This window comes from Faecalibacterium sp. I3-3-89 (genome assembly GCF_023347275.1).
Taxonomy (GTDB): domain Bacteria; phylum Bacillota; class Clostridia; order Oscillospirales; family Ruminococcaceae; genus Faecalibacterium; species Faecalibacterium butyricigenerans.
The window spans coordinates 1969414-1990491 of sequence record NZ_CP094468.1; the positions used below are offsets into that span (position 1 = coordinate 1969414).

16 protein-coding genes and 1 other RNA gene are annotated in these 21078 nt (G+C 61.2%); 4 read left to right on the plus strand and 13 right to left on the minus strand.

The features are described from left to right. Positions 1-4: 4 nt before the first annotated feature. Both MTP38_RS09445 and MTP38_RS09450 read right to left on the minus strand, forming a co-directional pair. Positions 5-1687, minus strand: a complete 1683-nt coding sequence (locus MTP38_RS09445; RefSeq protein ID WP_249234684.1) for a phospho-sugar mutase — start codon at positions 1685-1687, stop codon at positions 5-7. A 73-nt stretch (positions 1688-1760) separates the two neighbouring features. Beyond that, positions 1761-2153, minus strand: coding sequence for a hypothetical protein (locus MTP38_RS09450; RefSeq protein WP_249233413.1), 393 nt, complete (start codon positions 2151-2153; stop codon positions 1761-1763). Between the two features lie 308 nt (positions 2154-2461). Here MTP38_RS09450 and MTP38_RS09455 point away from each other — a divergent pair, with 308 nt between their 5' ends. Next, positions 2462-4006 (plus strand): YifB family Mg chelatase-like AAA ATPase, encoded by a 1545-nt coding sequence (locus tag MTP38_RS09455; RefSeq protein ID WP_249233414.1) that lies wholly within the window; start codon positions 2462-2464, stop codon positions 4004-4006. 63 nt (positions 4007-4069) lie between these two features. On the opposite strand, the gene MTP38_RS09460 is transcribed toward MTP38_RS09455, so the two are convergent. The 11 genes from MTP38_RS09460 to MTP38_RS09510 form a co-directional block, all read right to left on the minus strand. Further along, positions 4070-5512 carry a TrkH family potassium uptake protein gene (locus MTP38_RS09460; RefSeq protein ID WP_249233415.1) on the minus strand — a complete coding sequence of 481 codons (1443 nt, stop codon included), beginning with the start codon at positions 5510-5512 and terminating at the stop codon, positions 4070-4072. A 15-nt stretch (positions 5513-5527) separates the two neighbouring features. Then, the gene (gene trkA / locus MTP38_RS09465; RefSeq protein WP_249233416.1) at positions 5528-6886 is read right to left on the minus strand and encodes a Trk system potassium transporter TrkA; all 1359 of its coding nucleotides are present in this window, start codon (positions 6884-6886) and stop codon (positions 5528-5530) included. A 182-nt stretch (positions 6887-7068) separates the two neighbouring features. Beyond that, positions 7069-8391, minus strand: coding sequence for a thymidine phosphorylase (locus MTP38_RS09470; RefSeq protein WP_249233417.1), 1323 nt, complete (start codon positions 8389-8391; stop codon positions 7069-7071). A 186-nt stretch (positions 8392-8577) separates the two neighbouring features. Next, positions 8578-9495, minus strand: a complete 918-nt coding sequence (locus MTP38_RS09475; protein WP_249233418.1) for an ABC transporter permease — start codon at positions 9493-9495, stop codon at positions 8578-8580. A 1-nt stretch (position 9496) separates the two neighbouring features. Continuing rightward, positions 9497-10663, minus strand: a complete 1167-nt coding sequence (locus MTP38_RS09480) for an ABC transporter permease (protein ID WP_249233419.1) — start codon at positions 10661-10663, stop codon at positions 9497-9499. After that, a complete protein-coding gene (locus MTP38_RS09485) occupies positions 10664-12178 on the minus strand; it encodes an ABC transporter ATP-binding protein (RefSeq protein ID WP_227620299.1) in 1515 nt (504 codons plus the stop codon). A gap of 246 nt (positions 12179-12424) precedes the next feature. Beyond that, positions 12425-13597, minus strand: coding sequence for a BMP family lipoprotein (locus MTP38_RS09490; RefSeq protein ID WP_249233420.1), 1173 nt, complete (start codon positions 13595-13597; stop codon positions 12425-12427). A gap of 212 nt (positions 13598-13809) precedes the next feature. Then, a complete protein-coding gene (locus MTP38_RS09495) occupies positions 13810-14259 on the minus strand; it encodes a cytidine deaminase (RefSeq protein ID WP_227620298.1) in 450 nt (149 codons plus the stop codon). Between the two features lie 170 nt (positions 14260-14429). Beyond that, complete coding sequence (gene deoD / locus MTP38_RS09500; protein WP_249233421.1) at positions 14430-15149, minus strand: purine-nucleoside phosphorylase; 720 nt, start codon at positions 15147-15149, stop codon at positions 14430-14432. Positions 15150-15173: 24 nt separating this feature from the next. After that, a complete protein-coding gene (locus tag MTP38_RS09505) occupies positions 15174-17063 on the minus strand; it encodes a M23 family metallopeptidase (RefSeq protein WP_249233422.1) in 1890 nt (629 codons plus the stop codon). A 184-nt stretch (positions 17064-17247) separates the two neighbouring features. Then, positions 17248-18159, minus strand: coding sequence for an RluA family pseudouridine synthase (locus tag MTP38_RS09510; RefSeq protein WP_249233423.1), 912 nt, complete (start codon positions 18157-18159; stop codon positions 17248-17250). Between the two features lie 99 nt (positions 18160-18258). Between MTP38_RS09510 and rnpB the strand changes: the two genes are divergently transcribed. The 3 genes from rnpB (at position 18259) to MTP38_RS09525 (ending at position 21056) form a co-directional block, all read left to right on the plus strand. Then, an RNA gene (gene rnpB / locus MTP38_RS09515) (RNase P RNA component class A) lies at positions 18259-18596 on the plus strand. A 171-nt stretch (positions 18597-18767) separates the two neighbouring features. Continuing rightward, complete coding sequence (locus tag MTP38_RS09520) at positions 18768-20693, plus strand: NAD(+) synthase (protein ID WP_249233424.1); 1926 nt, start codon at positions 18768-18770, stop codon at positions 20691-20693. A gap of 6 nt (positions 20694-20699) precedes the next feature. Next, positions 20700-21056, plus strand: coding sequence for a NusG domain II-containing protein (locus MTP38_RS09525; protein ID WP_249233425.1), 357 nt, complete (start codon positions 20700-20702; stop codon positions 21054-21056). Positions 21057-21078 lie beyond the last annotated feature (22 nt).

A 21078-nucleotide genomic window follows, 5' to 3' on the forward strand; every position in this document is an offset into this window, starting at 1 on the left:
CGTGTTATGCGAGGATGGGCTCAATGGCAGCAGCCAGAGCATCCTTCTGAGCCTGTGCCTCGGCGAGGTCCTTGCCCAGCGTGGTGAAGTAGGTCTTGATCTTCGGCTCAGTGCCGGAGGGACGGACGACCACGGTAGCGCCGTTGTCCAGAGCGTAGATGAGGACATTTGCGGCAGGCAGGCCGGTCTCCTCGGGCTTCTTGTAGTCGGTGACCTTGACCACCTTGTGGCCGGCCAGCTCGGTGAGCGGCTCGTCGCGCAGCTTCTGCATGATGGAGGCCATCTTCTCCATGCCGGTCAGGCCGGGAAACTCGAAGCTGTCCACCTTGTTCAGGTAGCGGCCATACTCCTTGTAGATCTCTTCCAGACGCTGCTTGATGGAGGAGCCGATGCTGCGGTAGTAAGCGGCCATCTCGCAGATGAGCATGGAGCCGATGACGGCGTCCTTATCGCGGACGTAGGGACCGGCCAGATAGCCGTAGCTCTCCTCGAAGCCGAAGATGAAGCGATCCACCTCACCGGCAGCCTCCAGATTTGCGATCTGATCGCCGATCCACTTGAAGCCGGTCAGCACGCTGCGCATCTCCACGCCATAATGAGCGGCAATGGCGTCGGCCAGCGGGGTGGAGACGATGGACTTGACGGCGACGGGGTCCTTCGGCATGGTGCCCTTCTCGATACGGCCTGCGCAGATGTAGTCCAGCAGCAGAGCGCCCATCTCGTTGCCGGAGACCAGCTCATAGCTGCCGTCCGGGCACTTCATAGCGATACCCACGCGGTCGGCGTCGGGGTCGGTGGCCAGCATCAGGTCTGCACCGGTCTTGGTGGCGAGGTCGAGGCCCAGCTTCAGGGCATCGAAGATCTCAGGGTTGGGGTAAGAGCAGGTGGTAAAGTAGCCGTTGGGATACTCCTGCTCCGGCACGATGGTGATGTCGGTGATGCCCATATCGTTCAGGACGTGGGTGACCGGCACCAGACCGGAGCCGTTCAGGGGGCTGTAGACCAGCTTCAGGCCAGCCGTCTTGCACAGGCCCGGGCGCACCTGACGTGCCTCGATGGCAGCGTAGAGGGCGTTCTTGCAGTCGTCGCCCACAAAGCGGATGAGGCCCTGCTCGACACCCTCTGCAAAGGAGATGTACTTTGCGCCGGTGAGGACATCGGTCTTCTGGATCTCATCGTAGACGATAGCGGCGGCGTCATCAGTCATCTGGCAGCCGTCGGGGCCGTAGGCCTTGTAGCCGTTGTACTTGGCGGGGTTGTGCGAAGCTGTGACCATGATGCCCGCGTTGCACTCGTAGTAACGGGTGGCAAAGCTCAGGGCCGGGACCGGCATCAGCGCGTCGTAGATGCGCACCTTGATGCCGTTCGCTGCCAGGACCCCGGCAGCCGTCTTGGCAAAGATGTCGCTCTTGAGGCGGCTGTCGTAGCTGATGGCCACGGTCTGGCTGCCGCCCTGCGTCTTGACCCAGTTTGCCAGACCCTGCGTGGCCTGACGCACGACGTAGATGTTCATACGGTTGGTGCCAGCGCCCAGCACGCCGCGCAGGCCGGCGGTGCCAAACTTCAGCGCAACGGCGAAGCGGTCCTTGATCTCGTCGTCATTTCCCTCGATCTTGGCCAGTTCCGGCTTCAGATCTGCGTCTTCCAGATCTGCTGCCAGCCAGCGCTTATACTCATCCTGATACATATTGCACACCTTACCTTTGTTATTTTTGACCATAATGGACAAATTCATCCAAGTCTACTTATACTATAAGCTTTTAAACGCTTTGTGTCAATTCAGGATTATGTACCAAGTTTTCCCCCTCAAAACCAGCAAATGCTACAAATCGCGTCGGCTTTCCGCTTTGCCGGCCTCCCTCTGCTGCCATACAGGGCCAGTAGGTCACCCCTGCGTCGTCCAGCACTTCCATCCAATGGCCCAGTCCAACGCCATTTTCGCACAGATACCGCATCAAAGGCATCAGCCGCCCGAAGTCGCCCGTCGGGCAGATGACCTGTTCCGTCGTGCATTCCCCGCCCTGCTGCCGCTGCACTGCCAACACGACACCCTCTTCCTTCAGGCTTGCGTAATAGCACAGCGTGTATGCGCGCTGATAGCCTTCGATATTCGAATAGGGCCGGGTATAACAGCAGTACTCTTTCGCAACCATATGATCCTTCCTCCGATCTTGTTTTTTGCCTGTTCTCATTGCGCGTGTCTCGTTGACATCTCACATGCCCTCTAATATAATAGATTCAGATAAAAAATTGTGTCGAACCCGGACGGCAATGCCCTGCTTTTTCCATTTCTTAGTCGTTTCTTATCCAACGATTTTACATTTTTCGTCCGTTATCTCAAAATAAATATCGGAACTACGTAGAATCATGCAGTGATTCTTTTTTTGAGATGGATACAACAGCACAAATCAAAAATTTTAATGGCCCTGCCGCCCCCTGTCGGGCAGAAAGGAGCGCCCCCATGTACGCAGTCCTCAAGAGCTTCGGCCTCAAGGGCCTCAACGGCTTCCCGGTAGAGGTCGAGGCCGACATCTCGGGCGGGATGCCCGCCCTCTCCATCGTCGGCCTGCCGGACTCTGCCGTCCGGGAGAGCGGCGACCGCGTTCATGCGGCCCTGAAGAATCTGGGCTTCAAGTGGCCCGACCGCCGCATCACCATCAACCTCGCCCCGGCCGATGTCCGCAAGACCGGCCCGGTGTACGACCTGCCCCTGCTGCTGGCCGTGCTGGCGGCCTCCGGGCAGCTGGAAACGCCGCCGAAGGACACCGCCTTTCTGGGTGAGCTGGCGCTGGACGGCAGCCTGCGGCCCGTGTCCGGCGTGCTGCCGATGGCACTGGAAGCCGCCGCCAGCGGGGTGCGGGCGCTCTACGTCCCGGCGGAGAACGCCGCCGAGGCCGCTGAGGCCGGCGGCAGCGAGATGCAGGTCTTCCCCGCTGCAACGGCCCGTCAGGTCGTGGACGCTCTGCGGGGCGTCCAGCCCATCCCGCCTACGGCTCCTGTTCCCTTCGACCCTGCCGACGCATGGAACCATGTCCCCGATTTCTCCGACGTCTGCGGTCAGCCGCTGGCCCGCCGGGCGATGGTCATTGCCGCTGCAGGCGGGCACAACGTCCTGCTCATCGGCGCACCCGGCACCGGCAAATCCATGCTGGCCCGGCGTCTCCCCGGCATCCTGCCCCCGCTGAGCCGGGAGGAGGCCGTGGAGACCACCAAGATCTATTCCATCGCCGGGCAGATGCCCGCAGGCCGGGGCCTCGTGACGGCCCGGCCCTTCCGCAGTCCCCATCACTCGGCCAGCTCGGCGGCGCTGGCGGGCGGCGGCACACTCTTCCGCCCCGGCGAGTGCAGTCTGGCCAACTGCGGCGTCCTCTTCCTCGACGAGCTGCCCGAGTTTTCCCGCGAGAGCCTCGAGGTGCTGCGCCAGCCCCTCGAGGACGGCTGCATCACGGTCAGCCGGGCCGCCGGCAGCGCCACTTACCCCAGCCGCTTCCAGCTCGTTGCCGCCATGAACCCCTGCAAGTGCGGCTACTACGGCCACCCCACCCGGGCCTGCACCTGCTCCCCCAGCGCGGTGCGGCAGTACCGCAGCCGGGTGTCCGGCCCGCTGCTGGACCGCATCGACCTCTGCGTCGAGATGGACCCCGTCGCCTTTGACGAGCTGCACAGCGTCTCTCCCTCTGAGAGCAGTGCCGAGCTGCGCAGGCAGGTCCTTGCCGCGCGGGCCGTTCAGGCCCAGCGGTACGCCGCCCCCGGCTACGAGGGCGTGCACTGCAACGCCCAGCTCACCGCCGGGCAGGTGCGGCGTATCTGCCGGATGACCCCTGCCGCCGAGCAGCTCCTGCGGGCCTCCTACGAGACGCTGGGCCTCTCGGCCCGCGCCCACGACCGCATCCTCCGGGTGGCCCGCACCGTGGCCGACCTCGCAGGCAAGCGCCTCCTCGACGAGGATTCCCTGCTGGAAGCGCTGCAGTACCGCGCACAGGAAAAGGTCGAGCTGACGTTCTGAGACCGCAAAAAGCTCCCCCGGCAGTCCAAGCCGGGGGAGCTTTGTCGTTGCTATAGCAGTTTTTTAGAATCTCCGCCATGTATCGGGCAGGAAGAGCACCAGCATCGGGAAGATCTCCAGACGGCCGGCCAGCATATCGAAGATGAGCACCAGCTTTGCGAAGTTGGAATAAGCCCCGAAGTTCATCATAGGGCCGACCTGATTGAGGCCGGGGCCGATGTTGTTCAGGGTGGCGGCGACGGAGGTAAAGTTTGTCACCATGTCAAAGCCGTCCAGACTCACCAGCATCAGGCTCGCTCCAAAGAGGAAGATGTAGGCCGCTATATAGACGTTGGTGGTGCGGATGGTCTCGTGGTTGACCAGCTTGCCGTCCATCCGGACGGGAGCCACCACCTGCGGGTGAAGGGCCTGTTTCAGCTCCTTGCCCAGCGTCTTGCCCAGCAGCAGGAAACGGCTGACCTTGATGCCGCCGCCGGTGCTGCCCGCACAGGCACCCACGAACATCAGCAGCACCAGCACCTCTTTGGCCAGCGTGGGCCAGAGGTCGAAGTCACAGCTGGAAAAGCCGGTGGTCGTGATGATGGAGCCGACCTGAAAGGCCGCGTGGCGCAGTGCCTCGCCGAAGGTGCCGTAGAGGCTGCGGATGTTCACCGTGATGACGGCCACCGCCGCCAGAATGATGCCGAAATAGGCGCGGACCTCCTCGCTGGACGCTGCGCGGCGGAACCTCCGCAGCAGCAGGAGGAAATAAGCGTTGAAGTTGACGCCGAAGAGGATCATAAAGATGGTCACGACCCACTGGATGTAGGGCGAGAAGCTGGCAAAGCTGTCGTTCTTGAAGCCGAAGCCGCCGGTGCCCGCCGTGCCGAAGGCCGTGAGCATCGAGTCGAATACATTCATGCCGCCTGCCAGCAGGAAGCAGAACTCCACTACCGTCAGTGCAAAATAGATGCCGTACAGGATCTTCGCCGTGGACTGCACCTTCGGCACCAGCTTGTCCACCTGCGGGCCGGGGCTTTCCGCTTTCATCAGGTTGACGTGAGAGCCGCCGGTCAGGGGCAGCAGCGAGAGCAGAAAGACCAGAACGCCCATGCCGCCGATCCAGTGGGTGAAGCTGCGCCAGAACAGGATGCCGTTGGGCAGGCCCTCCACGGCGGGCAGGATGCTGGCACCGGTGGTGGTGAAGCCCGACACCGTCTCAAAGAGGGCGTCCACCGGGTTCTGGATGCAGCCGGTGAGGACGAAGGGTACGGCGCCTACGATACTGATGGCGATCCAGCTCAGCGCCGTGGCCGCGAAGCCCTCCCGCATATAGAACACCTTGCTGCGGGGCTTGATGGTCCGCAGCCCGAGGCCCAGCGCCGCGCTGATGGCCGCCGTCAGCAGGAACACGCCCATGACAGCCCACTCGGCGTAGATGAGGCTCGTCACCGCCGGAAGCAGCAGCAAAACGCCCTCGATCATCAGGATATAGCCCAGCAGACGAAAGACGATCGCATAATTCATACGTTCTGTCCCCCGTTACCCTTCCACGATGTCCCGCAGGTCGTGCAGGCCGTGCTCCAGCGTGACGACGATGACATTGTCGCCCACCTGAATGCGGTCGCCGCCGCGGGGGATGAGGATGCGGTCGCCGCGGGTGATGCAGCAGAGCAGCAGGTTCTTTTTCAGATGCAGCTGGCTCAGTGGCACGCCGGTGGCCCGGCTCTCCTCGTGGACGGTGAACTCCAGCGCCTCCACGCGGTCATCGAGGATGCGGTAGAGGGTCTTGATGTTGTTGCCGGCCTCGTTCTGCAATGCACGGACGTACTGCACGATGTAATCGCAGGTCATGTACTTGGGGTAGACGATGCTGCCCAGATCCAGCCCGGCCAGAATATCATCGAACTCAAGGCGGTTGATCTTCGTGACCAGCTTGCCCTTGGAGTGCTTCTTGGCAAACAGGGTCAGCAGCACGTTCTCCTCGTCGATGTTGGTCAGGGCCACGAAGGCCTCGGTGGATTCCAGTCCCTCCGAGAGCAGGAAGTCGCGGTTGGAGCCGTCCTCATTGAGGATCTGTGCCTCGGGCAGGGACTCGGCCAGCACATTGCAGCGGGCCGGGTCGCGCTCCACGATGCGGACGCGGATGTGGTTTTCCAGCAGCTCCTGACTCAGGTAGTAGGCGATGGCACCGCCGCCCACGATGAAGGCATTGCGCACCGGCCGCACCGGCATATGGATGCGCTGGAAGAACTCGTGGGCCTTCTCCTGCGTAGCGAGGAAGGTGACCTGATCGCCGTTCTTCAGCACGAAGTTGCCGTTGGGGATGATGACCCCGCCGTCACGCTCCACGGCGCAGACCAGAATGTCGCTCTTGAGCTGGGTGGGGATCTCATGGATGGCCACACCGTCCAGCCCCTGCTGCTCGGTCAGGGCGAACTTGATGAGCCGCACGCGCCCGTCCGCAAAGGTGTCGATCTTACTTGCACCCGGAAAGCGCAGCAGATGCGAGATCTCCTTCGCCGCTGCCATCTCAGGGTTGATGATGGCCGAGATGCCGATCTGCTTTTTGATAAAGTCCAGCTCATGGCTGTAGGACGGGTTGCGTACACGGGCGATGGCGTGGCAGTGGCCCGCCTTTCTTGCGAACATACAGCACAGCAGGTTCAGCTCGTCCGAGCCGGTGACTGCAATGAAGACATCCGCCTCCTCCACGCCCGCCTCAGACAGGGTGGTGATGGACGAGCCGTTGCCGAGAATGCTCATCACGTCGTAGGATTCGCCGATGTGCTCCACACGGGCCTTGTTCGTATCGACAACGGTCACATTATGACCCTCTTCACTGAGCTGCCGCGCCAGCGCTGTGCCGACTTTGCCGCCGCCCACCAAAACGATCTTCATAGAATAACCCTTTCTCTTCTCCTGCGCCGTCTGGGCGCTATTGAGTTGATTATAGCATATCTCGGGCCAAATATCTACAAAATCGGCCCTTCTGCCTGTTTTATCCACTGCAAAGCACCATTTCGGCGGAAAAAGCAGCCCCGGGGTGCGCACACCCCGGGGCTGTCAGGCATTTTCAGGCTTTATTCGTACCGCTCCACGCCGTCCTTAGTGACGAGGGCGTAGACCAGCGGGGCCTCTTCGGGCTTTTCGGGGCCGTAGACGAGGCCGCTGCGGTACTCGGCGGCGGCAGCGTCGAATCGGTCGGCTGCGCCGTAGAAGGTAGCGAGGCTCTCGCCCTTATGGACATAGTCGCCGCGCTTCTTGTGGAGGGTGATGCCGGCGGCGAAGTCCAGCGGGTCGCCCTTCTTCTGACGGCCTGCGCCCAGCAGCACACTGGCCGAGCCGATCTTCTCGGCGTCGTTGGCGATGATGTAACCGTCCTCCTCGGCCAGCAGCTCATAGCTGGCGGCGGGCTTTTCGAAGAGGCTGTAGTCGTCCAGCACCCGGATGTCGCCACCCTGTGCTGCGAACATTTCCTTGCACTTTGCATAGGCGGAGCCGTCCGCGAGGACGGCCTCGGCCATGGCGCGGCACGCGGCAGGGGTGCCCTTGTCGGCCAGAACCAGCATATTGGTGGCCAGCTGTAAGCACACCTCAGTCAGGTCGGCGGGGCCATGCCCCTTGAGCACATCCATGCTCTCCATGACCTCGAGGCTGTTGCCGATGTTGCGGCCCAGCGGGGTGTCCATGTCGGTGATCATGGCAGCGACGCGGCGGCCGTGATGGGTGCCGATGGAGACCATCAGCTTGGCCAGCTCGATGCTCTGCTCCACGGTCTTCATGAACGCGCCGGTGCCGGTGGTGACATCCAGCAGGATGGCGTCCGAGCCGGAGGCCAGCTTCTTGGACATGATGCTGGACGCGATGAGGGGGATGCAGCTGACGGTGGCGGTGACGTCCCGGAGGGCGTACATCTTCTTATCCGCCACGGCGATGCCTTCGCTCTGGCCGATGACCGACAGGCCGATCTTGTTCACCTGCGCGAAGAACTCCTCCTGCGAGAGGGCGGTCTTGGTGCCGGGGACGCTCTCCATCTTGTCGATGGTGCCGCCGGTGTGGCCGAGGCCGCGGCCGCTCATCTTGGCGATCTTGACGCCGCAGGCCGCGACGATGGGCGCGATGACCAGCGTGGTCTTGTCGCCCACGCCGCCGGTGGAGTGCTTGTCCACCTTGATGCCCGGAATGGGCGAAAGATCGACCATGACGCCGCTGTGGGCCATCACGTCGGTCAGCTCGGCAGTCTCCTCGTCGGTCATGCCCCGCAGATAGACGGCCATCATCCATGCCGCCATCTGGTAATCGGCCACCTCGCCGCTGACGAAGCCGTTGACGATGGCTTCCAGTTCTTCGCGACTATGGGTGCCGCCGTCCCGCTTTTTTGCGATCAGATCGTAAATGCGCATAAGTTCACGCTCCTAAATCGTATTCTCCGCCAACGCTCTGCCGTCGGCAATAAGTATGACATTGTACTTCAAGTATAGCAAATTCTCCCGCAAAAGCAAGCATCGTTTTGTGGAATCTGTTGAAAAAAGAACGAAAAAGGCGCAGCCGCCCGGAAAGCAGCTGCGCCCCGAAAAAACGCCCTCGGATCAGCGGGAACCTTTATCGTAGGGGATGCCCTCGGCCTTGGGGGCCATGCTGTTCTTGGAGGTGAAGGCCAGAATGACCATCGATGCCACGAAGGGCATCATGTTGTAGATGTTGCTGGACCAGTGGAGCTGTGCGAGGAAGGTGGAGTCAGCGATGTTGGCCAGACTCTTGAAAACGGCGAAGAACATGGCCGCGCCGCAGATGTTGAAGGGCTTCCACTGACCGAAGATCATAACGGCCATCGCAAGGAAGCCTGCGCCGGCTACGCCGACCTCGAAGTTCCACGTCTGGACGGGCGGCACGATGTAAGCCAGACCGCCGACGGCACCCAGTGCGCCCGAGATGACGACACCGGCATAGCGCATCTTATAGACGTTGATGCCCACGGAGTCCGCTGCCTGCGGATGCTCGCCGCAGGCACGCAGACGCAGGCCGAAGCGGGTCTTGTACAGCACGACATAGCTGACGATGAGCAGGACGATGCCCAGCGGGACAAAGATGCTCAGCTCCAAACCGCCGAGGCTGAACAGGAAGGGCTTGTTGGAGTAGTTCAGCTTGGCACTGCCGCTCGTGCTGAAATACTTGGCGATGACCACGGCGATGGCCGTCGCCAGCAGGTTCAAGGCTGTGCCTCCGATGGTCTGGTCCGCCTTCAGGTTGATGGAGGCAAAGGCCAGCAGCAGGCTGTAGACCATACCGGCGAGAGCCGCCACCAGCACGGCGATGAGGACCGTAGCAAACGCAGGCAGGCTTGCAGGCAGCATAGTGAGGGTGAGGACACCCGCCACGCCGCCGATGACCATGATGCCTTCCAGTGCGATGTTGATGATGCCGGAGTGCTCGCTGAACATACCGCCCAGAGCGACCAGCATCAGCACGATGCCATACAGCAGGGTATACTTGATGAGAAGCAGCATATCACTTGCCCTCCTTCTTGGTTTTGGTCTCAGCAGGGGCAGGCTCTGCATTCACGTTGGTCTTGTCCGCATTCCTGAACAGCAGGGCGTGGATCTTGCCCCGGAACAGCATGGAGAATGCGCACAGGTAGATGATGATGCCGCTGATGAGGTCGGAGATCTCCGTGGGATAGTACTTGGTGGACAGGAACGAGCCGCCGACCGAGATGTGGGAGATGAAGATCGCAGAGAAGATGGTTCCGATGGGGTTGGAGCTTGCCAGCAGGGCCACGGAAATGCCGTTGAAGCCCATGGTGGGCAGGCTGGTGGAGTTCAGCGGGTTCCACTGGGACACATTGGACAGGTAGTAGAGGCCTGCGCCGAAACCGGCCAGTGCGCCTGCAATGGCCATCGAGAGGATGATGTTCTTCTTCTCGTTGATGCCGGCATAGCGAGCTGCGCTCTTGTTCAGGCCGACGGCCTTCAGCTCATAGCCGAAGGTGGTCTTGTTCAGGATGACCCAGATGAGGACGGCCACCGCAGCTGCGAGGAAGATGGCGATGGTGGTGCTGTTGGTCTGGAACATCTTGTTCAGGCCGAAGTCCGGAATGAGGGACTTGGACAGCTCGGCGCTCTTTCCGAGGTTCAGAGTGCGGGTGTTGCGCGCGTCGTACATGGGGCCGGTGCCGTTCTGGTAGATGAGCTCGTTGACCAGATAGAGGCCGATCCAGTTGAACATGATGGAGGTGATGACCTCATTGATGTTGAAGTAGGCCTTGAAGAAGCCGGGGATCGCGCCCCAGATTCCGCCGAGGATGGTTGCCGCGATGAGGCAGACGAACCATGGCATCTTGAGCATGATGGCGCAGTAGAGGGCACCGTAAGCGCCCAGCGTGTACTGACCAGCTGCACCGATGTTGAACAGGCCGGTCTTGAACGCGAAGGCCACGGACAGGCCGGTCATGATGAGGGGGGCTGCGTTGGCCAGCTCCTTGCCGACGCCGTAGGGCGCATCATGGAAGCCGCCCTTGACGATGCGGACAAAGCCGTCACCCCATGCGTGGGCCGGATTGATGGCCAGCAGCACGAGGAAGCCCACAGCCATGCCGATGACGATGCACAGCAGCGCGGCCAGCACACTGGTGATGGAGCTGTTGAGGTTGCTGTGGGAAAGTTTTTTCTTGTTCATTTAGTTGTTCTCCTTTCCCTGCTTGCGTGCGCCGGCCATGTAGAGGCCCAGCTCCTGCACAGTGGTGGTCTTGGGGTCGAACTCGCCGACGATCTCGCCCTCGTACATAACGAGGATGCGGTCGGACAGGTTCATGACCTCATCCAGCTCAAGGCTGACCAGCAGGACTGCCTTGCCCTTGTCGCGCTCGGCGACGATCTGTCTGTGGATGTATTCGATGGCGCCGACATCAAGGCCGCGGGTAGGCTGAACAGCCACCAGCAGCTTGGGGTCTCTGTCGATCTCGCGGGCGATGATGGCCTTCTGCTGGTTGCCGCCGGACATACTGCGCACGATGGTGGCGCTGCCCTGACCGCTGCGGACGTCATACTGGGCGATGAGCTTATCGGAATACTCGCGGACCTTCTCGGACCGGATGAAGCCGCCCTTCTGGAACTCGGGCTGCCAGTAGCGCTGGAGCACCATGTTGTTCTCGAGGCTGTAGTCCAGCACCAGACCGTGCTTGTGGCGGTCTTCGGGGATGTGGCTCATGCCGTCCTTGGAGCGCTGGCGGATGCTGGCGTGGGTGATGTCCTTGCCGTCCAGCGTGATCTTGCCGCCCGACAGCTTCTCAAGGCCGGTGAGACCGTAGACGAACTCGGTCTGACCGTTGCCCTCGATGCCCGCCAGACAGACGATCTCGCCGCCGTGGACCTGAAAGGTGACGTCCTTGACGGAGTCCTTCTTGCGCTGGTCGTTGTGGATGGTGACGCCCTCCACGTCCAGCACGACCTCGCCCGGGTGGGCGGGCTTTTTATCGACCTGAAGCTGGACATCGCGGCCGACCATCATGCGGGAAAGCTCCTCCTTGGTGGTGTTCTTGATGTCCACGGTGCCCATGTACTTGCCCTTGCGCAGGACGGTGCAGCGGTCGGCGACCGCCATGATCTCGTTGAGCTTGTGGGTGATGAAAAGGATGGACTTGCCCTCCTTCTTGAACCCGCGCATGATCTCCATCAGCTCATCGATCTCCTGCGGGGTCAGCACAGCGGTAGGCTCGTCGAAGATCAGGATCTCGTTGTCGCGGTAGAGCATCTTCAGGATCTCCACGCGCTGCTGCATACCCACCGAGATGTCGCTGATGAGGGCATCGGGGTCAACACGCAGGCCGTACTTCTCGCTCAGGGCCATGACCTTCTTGCGGGCCTCGGCCTTCTGCAAAAAGCCCATCCTGTTCGGCTCCACACCCAGAATGATGTTGTCCAGCACGCTGAAGCACTCCACCAGCTTGAAGTGCTGGTGGACCATACCGATGCCCAGTGCGTTCGCATCGTTGGGGTTGCGGATGGCGACCTCCTTGCCGTTCTTGAGGATCTTACCCTCCTCCGGCTGATACAGGCCGAACAGCACGCTCATCAGCGTGCTCTTGCCTGCACCGTTCTCGCCCAGCAGGGCATGGACCTCGCCCTTTCGCAGCTGCAGGGTAATGTCGTCGTTGGCCTTGATGCCCGGGAACTCCTTGGTGATATGGAGCATCTCGATCACAAAATCCTCTGCCAATCTGCTCACTCTCCTTTCGTGTCCAAGCGACACTTATACTATTCTAGTGACCATTATACCGTATTTTTGTCGTTTTGCACACTTCTTTTTGAAAATTTAGTGTTTTGCCATATCATAAGTATTACTTTTGTGCATTTTGCCAAACAGTCCTCTCCCGCTGCCCGAAAGAACGCAAAAAGGCGGGATGCCCTTTGCAGAGCATCCCGCCCGGGAAAGCCTTGATTACTGGATGTAGTTGACGGTGGTGAACTCGCTGACGGTAGGCTTGGTGCTGTCGTCAGAGTTGTTGTCCACAACGATCTCGCCGCTCTTGATCTTGCTCTTCAGAGCCTCGTACTCGTCGGTGGTGAAGGTCTCGAAGTTCCAGCTGTCAGCATCGGTGGGCAGACCGATGTAGTCGCCGTCCTCCAGACCGAAGTTGCCGTTGGAAGCAGCGATGTCGCTCCAATCGCCTGCCTCGATGTCGGACAGAGCGGTGTTGACAGCCTCGGTCAGGCCCTTCATTGCAGAGGTGATGAAGGGGTTGTAAGCGAAGGAGCCGTCAGCCACGCCGTTGACACCGATGTAGTTCTGGTCAACGTCAACGCCGATGACATAACCGTTGCTCTTCAAAGCAGCCTCAACAGCGGAGGTGTAGATGCCGCCGCCGCAGGCGAAGACGACCTGAGTGCCGTTGGAGTACCAGCCCTCCATACGGGAGGTGATGTTTGCATCGCCGTAGAACTGGCCGCCGTAGAAGTAGTTGATGTCGATGTTGGTGCCCAGCTCCTGAGCAGCAGCATCAGCGCCCTGAACATAGCCGTAGCCGTAACGGATAACAGCGGGAACAGCCATGCCGCCGAGGAAGCCCAGCTTGGTCTTGCCGTCCTTGACGATGGCATAGCCTGCCAGATAGCCTGCCTGCTCCTCCTTGAAGGTGATGCAGTAGCAGTTTGCAGGGATGCTGTCGGTGCCGATGTCGCCCTGCGTGACGTCAACGGCGATGAACTTGACATCGGGGTACTGGTCAGCAGCCCATGCCAGAGAAGCGCCGTACAGGTAGCCGACGCAGACGATGACGTCAGCGCCGTCGTTGACAGCCTGACGGATCATGGTCTCGCGGTCCTCATCGGAAGCGTCAGCTTCGGGGATGTAGTACTGGCAGTCATCGCCCATGTAGCCGGAAACAGCGGTCCAGCAAGCCTGGTTGAAGCTCTCATCGTCGATGGTGCCGGTGTCGCAGGTCAGAGCGACCTTCACGATCTTCTCGCCGCCCTCAGCGGTGGAAGCGGCAGTGCTGGTGGAAGCAGCTGCGGAGGAAGCGGTGGAAGAGGAAGAACCGCCGCAGGCAGTCAGAGCAGCGGCAGCAGCAGCGGCGCCAGCCACTGCCAGAAAGTTACGACGAGAAATCATCATAATGAAAACTCTCCTTTTATTTTAATATAATCGCGTCTTATTGACGAAATGTGCGCACCTGCACATTTACTGGCTCAAGTATAGCGGGAAGAAGTGACAGATGCAAGTCTTTTCCGATTACAAAACATTTACAAATATTTTATCAAAATTGTATAAAAATCACACTTATCCCGGAAAATCCGCTCCGTCCGGTCTTTTTCGCGCAGCTGCGTTCAGTCTTTCACGGCCTTGTTGCCCGCCACATTGGAGGGGCCGAAACCGAAGGGCAGCAGCTCGTCCATGCTGCGCTCGATGAAGTCCTCCGGGCTTCTTGCCATGATGACGTTCAGCTCCGGGCCGCCGAACTCGAACAGCGCCTGACGGCAGACGCCGCAGGGCGAGGTGATCTGCTTGTTGACCTCGCCCCGGCGGGAGCCCACCACCGCGATGTCGGTGAACTTGGTCACGCCCTCCGCCACAGCCTTGAACAGTGCCGTTCGCTCGGCGCAGCTGGTGGGGGTGAAGGCAGCGTTCTCCACATTGCAGCCGGTGAAGATGCGGCCATCCTCGGCCCGCAGGGCTGCGCCCACCATAAAGCCGCTGTAGGGCGCATAGGCCTTTTCCCGGGCCGCAAGAGCCATCCGGATCAGCTCCTGCTTTTCTTCCAGAGTCAGTTTTGTCATGGTCGGTTCTCCTTTTTTGCAGTTTACAGATATATTGTTCCTCGTCCTGACGGGCGAAGCATTTTTTGCTTATTTAAGTATAAATCATTCTTTTCAGAAGTGCAAGCAAAGCCTCCGTCAAAAAAGAGGGCCGCTGCAAAACACAGCGACCCTCTCTGGTTCAAAAACGCTTAGTACTCCGCCCCCAGCGCGACCTTCATCATATCGGTGAAGCTCTTCTGGCGCTGCTCTGCGGTGGTGATCTCCGGGGAGACGAAGCTGTCCGAGATGGTCAGCAGGCAGGCGGCATTCTTGCCCAGCACCTCAGCGTTGGCGAAGAGTGCAAAGCTCTCCATCTCCACGCAGAGGCAGCCGCGCTCGTCCCGCAGCAGCTCCCAGTAAGTGGGCTTTGCGTCGGAGGGCTGACGATAGAAGACATCGGAGGAGTGGATGTTGCCCTCGATGAGCTTGATGCCCTGCTTCTTGGCGGAGGCACGCAGCTTGTCGTTCAGCTCCTCGCTGGGGAAGGTGATGTCGTGGTCGTTGCCGCTCTGGACGCGGGCATAGTTGGACTCGCTGACCGCACCGGTGGCCAGCACGGTATCGAACAGCTTGGCGCTGTCGGTGTAGCTGCCGGCGGAGCCGATGCGGATGATGTTGTCCACATCGTAGAACTTGAACAGCTCATAGGAGTAGATGCCGATGGAGGGCATTCCCATGCCGCTGCCCATCACACTGATGGGACGGCCCTCGTAGGTACCGGTGAAGCCCAGCATCCCTCGCACGCCCGTCACCTGACGGACATCCTTCAGGAAGGTGTCTGCAATGAATTTTGCGCGCAGGGGGTCGCCCGGCATCAGGACAGTCTTTGCGAAATCGCCCTTTTCGGCGCTGATGTGAGGAGTAGCCATAATAAATTTCTCCTTTTTATAGAATTATTTTCTCCCCGGGAACACGTTCTGCGGGGGAATGTACGAACCATTGAGACGGATCTCAAAGTGGCAGTGGTTGCCGGTGGAACGGCCCGTGCTGCCCACATAGCCGATGAGCTGGCCCTGCTTGACGGTCTGGCCTGCGCTGACGGTCAGGGACAGGCAGTGTGCATACACGCTGCTGTAGCCGCCGCCGTGGTTGATGATGACCGAGTAGCCATAGCCCGTGCCCGCACCGGCCTTGTTGTAACCCGCCTTGGTGATGGTGCCGCCTGCGGAGGCGTAGATGGGCGTACCCGCCGGGGCACAGATGTCCACGCCCCGGTGGCGTCCGCCATACCAGCGCGAGCAGTAGCGGTAATTCGGCACAGGCCAGATGAACTGGCCGCTGCCGGTGATGAATTTGGTGCTGGACTTCACCTTCTTGGTGCCCTGCACCACCTTTTTATTCACCGGCTCCTTGATGACCTCGGTGGAGAGGATGGTCTGCTCCACGAGGACATTGTTTGTATCGTAGACGTTCTGGAAGGTCACGCGGCGCAGGCCGTTCTGGCCTTCCTGCAGCACCTTGGTGGTGCCCTTCGTATATTCGTTGGATTTGGTCGTTTCGATGGCGAAGGCGACCTCCTCCTCCCGGGTCTCGATGCAGGTGATCCGCACCTCGAGGGCCGCTTCTTCCTTGGTGACGATCAGCTCATCGCCCTCACGGATGCTGGATTTTTCGTTCAGCGGCTCGCCCTTGAAGTTCGTATTGAGCGCACACAGCTCCCGGAAGGTCAGGTCATTCTTATGGGCAATGTCCCAGAGCGTGTCACCGGTCTTGACCGTGTACACCTTCTGGGCCTGCTTGACGCCGGAAAGCTCCTTCTCGACGTCCGCATAATCCTGTAGGCTGTCCTTGAAGTAAAGGCCGTCCTCCAGTGTGACCTGCTTGTTGAATCCCACGCTCACGTTGGGGTCATCGGGGACTTCGTAGGGTTCCAGACGGCTGGTGAAGTACGCGCGCAGTGCATCACCGTCGTTGCATACCGCTGTCAGCTCACCGTCCAGATACAGGGCCGTGCCCTCGCCGATCTGGTCGCCTGCGCTCTGGATGATGGCGTCGGCCATCTCGTTCTCATCCAGCATATGATGGGCGACGGCAATGGTATAGCTCGGCTCGATGGTCAGCTCCGTCTTATCGGAGCCTGCGTAGCTGATACGCTCCATCACGTCCTCGCGGGCTGTGTCGAAGACATCCTCGTTGGCCACATAGCCCACGGTCTCGCCGTTGACCTGCACAGCCAGCGCGTAGGGCTGGTTGATGACATATTCAAACACCATGCTGCCCAGTGCCAGCGCACAGACCGGCAGGATGTACATCGCCATCCGGGGCAGCAGCCGGAGGTTACGGCGGACGCCGCTGGCGAGATAGTGGGCGCTGGCCTTCAGTGCCGCGCCAAGGCCTTTTTCCCGGTGGATGTGGTGGGCGTGGATGAGAAGGGCCACTATGCCCTTCACCAGCAGCACAAAGGGGCCGAACAGATCCTTGACGACCTGTGCCGCACCCGGGAAAGCCGTCTCGGTCAGGTCTTTTGCAAAGCGGCAGATGCCCCGGACGCCCAAGAGGGCCAAGTGCTTGACGCCTCGCCCGGCCCGCACTGCAGCATACTCTGCACCAAAGCCCAGTGCATAGAGCACTGCGCCGATGCGTGCCGCCAGCGGCGAAGCCCCCAGCTTCTTGGCTGCGCTGTCCAGCCGATGGCGGCGGAGGCGGAAGCGCCGGTGGCGGCGCAGCAGACGGACGCACTGGAACTGCGCCCACCGTGAGCGCAGCCTTGCGCGGAAGCTGCTGTGCTGCGGCGCAGCGGCCGGCACGTCCTGCCGCGTTTCAGTTGTTTTATCTTCCAGCAAAAAGGATGCTCCTTCCTGTATCTTCAGGAGATTCTGATTTATCTCTCACATCGACATGCTGCCGCATAAGTGCAGCTTTTTTTACAAGAACACTCTATTTATTATACACCCTGCCCGCGCCGAAACAAGCATTGACACAAAATTTGGGCCAAGCTTTCACCTACTTTTCACGAAATTCACAAATTCAGCAAAAGAATTGCGCCATATCGGCGGGCAGCGGGCTTTCCACCGTCACCGTGCGCAGGGTCGTCTCGTCCACCGGCGCTTCGATGCAGATGCCGTCTTCCAGCGTCTCACAGCGCGGCACTCGGAACGTCTGGCGGGCGCAGTGGAGGGCCTGCCGTCCGATGCGTGCCCTGCTCCCGCCGTAGAGGTCATCCCCGGCCAGCGGGTGGCCGATGGAAGCAAAATGCACCCGGATCTGATGGGTGCGGCCCGTCACCGGCACGCAGGCCGCGAGGCTGAGGCCGTTTTCTGCCTTTAAAATAGTATACTCCGTCCGGCTGGGCTTGCCGTCGGGCGTGACGCAGCGACCGATGATGCTCCCGCCCTGCCGCCCGATGGGCGCGTCGATGACGCCCTGGCCAAGGGGAAGCTCCCCCTCCACGACGGCGTAGTAGAGCTTTTCCACCCGTCCGGCCAGCAGCGGGGCGGCGTAGCCGTTCTGCGCCGCCAGCACGAGGCCGCTGGTATCCTTGTCGATCCGGTTCACCGGGCGGAAGACCGGGCTGTTCCCCCGCTGAGCCGCCCATGCCGCATAGCCGTTCGCCAGCGTGCCCAGCGGGTAGTTCAGGGTGGGGTGCACAGCGAGGCGGGGCGGTTTTTCCAGCACGAGGGCAAAGGCGTCCTCATAGACGACGTTCACCGGGATGCCGCTCTGCGGCGCGACGCCCTCCCCCTCTGGCGGCAGCTCGAAGGAGATGACCTGCCCGGCCTCGACCCGGCGGTTGGCCAGAATGGGCACGCCGTCGGCAAAAAAGCCGCTGCCCCGGAACTTCACGGCCCGGGAAAGGTCGGCAGAGACGCTGCACCGGCGCAGAAAGCTGCGCAGCAGCGCCCCATCCGCCTCGGGCGGGACCTTGAAATAGAGCTTCATCTTCCCACCTCCAGCGCGGGCAATATATAGGATAAGTATATCAAAATTCTCTTTCTCTTGCAAATCTTGTTTTTTTATGGTATGATTGGGAGCGGAAAACGAGTGGAACATACGGCGGCGGGGCGGCTTTGACCGCTCTGAGGAAAGTCCGGGCCTCACAGAGCACGGTAACTGCTAACGGCAGCCGAGGGTGACCTCAGGGAAAGTGCAACAGAAAGGAAACCGCCGCAGCAATGCGGTAAGGATGAAAGGGCGAGGTAAGAGCTCACCAGCGCATGGGTGACTATGCGGCTTTGTAAACCCTACCGGAAGCAACGCCTATATGGGACGTACAGCGCTGCTCGCGTGTCCCGAAGGCGGCACGAACCTGTCAGCAATGGCAGGTCTAGACAGATCGTCGTTTAATACAGAACCCGGCTTACGGTCTATCTCGTTTTCCATCTTTTGAGCTTTGAACGCGCTGTCTGCGGTGTGCAGGCGGCGTTTTTTTCTTTCTTTCCCCATACTGTCACTTTTCGTTTGAGCCGTTTTGTGGTATACTGAGCAAAACCCCGCCGAGCATCGCTCTGCCGGGGCACAATGAAACAGACAGGATGTGAAATCCTCCGATGAATGATGGTTTTTTGAAAGCAGCTGCCCTCTCGCCCTCTCTGCGGGTGGCCGACTGCGCTTATAACACTTCCCAGATCTTATCCCAGCTGAAGGATGCCGCCGCCCGGGGCGTCAGACTGGCAGTTTTTCCCGAATTCTGCCTCACCGGCTACACCTGCGGCGACCTGTTCTTACAGCGCACGTTGCAGCAGGGCGCACTGGATGGCTTGCAGACCCTGTTGGACGCCAGCCGGGAGCTGGACGTCGTGGCCCTCGTGGGCCTGCCGCTGCTGGTGCGGGGCAAGCTGTACAACTGCGCCGCCGTCCTCTGCAGCGGGCGTCTGCTGGGCCTCGTGCCCAAGACCTACCTCCCCAACTACGGCGAGTTCTACGAAAAGCGCCAGTTCACCCCGGGCAGCACCGAGGTGGAGACCGTGACAGTCTGCGGGCAGGAGGTTCCCTTCGGCACCTCGCTGCTCTTCCGCTGCCGCCAGATGCCCAGCTTCGTGCTGGGTGTGGAGATCTGCGAAGACCTCTGGAGCGCCCTGCCTCCCTCCACCTTCCATGCGCTGGCCGGTGCTACGGTCATCGCCAATCTGTCGGCCAGCGACGAGACCGTCGGTAAGGCCGAGTACCGCCGGACGCTGGTGTCCAACCAGTCCGCCCGTCTCCTCTGCGGCTACCTGTACGCCTCGGCGGGCCACGGTGAGAGCACGCAGGATATGGTCTTTGCCGGTCACGACCTCATCGCCGAAAATGGCACGCTCCTCGCTGAGACTTCGCCGTTTGAGGGCGGCTGGGCCGAGACCGAGCTGGACTGCCAGCGGATGGAGTCGGAGCGGGTGCGCAACACCAGCTTCGAACCCAGCACCGAGGGCTATCTGACCGTCGATTTCGACCTCACCCTCACCGAAACGCCCCTCTCCCGCTGGGTGGACCCCACCCCCTTCATTCCCCACGACGAGCGCCGCCGGGCCGAGCGCTGCGAACTGATCCTGAAGATGCAGGCCGACGGCCTCGCCAAGCGTCTTGAGCACGCCCACGCCAAAACAGCCGTCATCGGCATCTCAGGCGGTCTGGACAGCTGCCTTGCGCTGCTGGTAGCCGTCCGCGCCATGAAGCAGCTGGGCCGTCCCACCAGCGACGTGCTGGCTGTCACCATGCCCTGCTTCGGCACCACCCGCCGCACCCGCAGCAATGCGGAAATTTTGTGCGACGAGCTGGCCGTCAGCTTCACCGAGATCGACATCGCCAACACCGTCCACAGCCACTTCAAGGACATCGGGCAGGACGAGCAGGTGCTGGACGTCACCTTCGAGAACGGACAGGCCCGCGTGCGCACCCTCGAGCTGATGGACACGGCCAACCGCACCGGAGGCCTCGTCGTCGGCACCGGCGACCTCTCCGAGCTGGCGCTGGGCTGGGCCACCTACAACGGCGACCACATGAGCATGTATGGCGTCAACGCCGGTGTCCCCAAGACGCTGGTGCGCCACCTCGTCCGGTACGAGGCCGACATCGCCGCCTCCGCCGAGCTGCGCCGGGTGCTGCTGGACATCCTCGACACCCCCGTCTCCCCTGAGCTTCTGCCCGCCAAGGACGGCGAGATCGCCCAGAAGACGGAAGACCTCGTCGGCCCCTACGAGCTGCACGACTTCTATCTCTACTACGTCCTCCGCTTCGGCTTCGGCCCGGCGAAGATCTTCCGGCTGGCCAAGGCGGCCTTCGCAGGCCGGGCCGAGTACCCGGACGAGGTGCTCTACCGTTGGCTGCGCAACTTCTACTGGCGGTTCTTTGCCCAGCAGTTCAAGCGCAGCTGCCTGCCCGACGGCCCCAAGGTGGGCAGCGTCACCCTCTCGCCCCGCGGCGATTGGCGGATGCCCAGCGACGCCGCCGCCGCCCTCTGGCTGGCCGAGCTGGAGCAGATCCCCCTCAAAGGATGATCTTCTATGAAACGACACAAAAAACTGCTGCTAAATCTGGTCTTTGCCGCCGTCATTCTGGCCGCAGCCGCCGCGCTGCTGCTGGTGCGCAGGGCCGGTCAGACCGGTGCCCCACTCTGTGCCGAGCTGATCTATGGCGACGCCAACACCAAGCTGACCTTCCCCCTCGAAACGGACGCCGACTATGATGTGGACACCGGCTATCTCACCGTCCATATCCGCATTCAGAACGGCGCGGCCCGCTTTGTGGACTCGCCCTGCCCGGACCATGTCTGCGAGTCCTTCGGCTGGCTGAGCGAAGAAGACCAGACGGCCACCTGCCTGCCCGCGCGGGCGGTGCTGACCATCCTCCCCACCACCTGATGGCATACGCATCCAAAGGAGA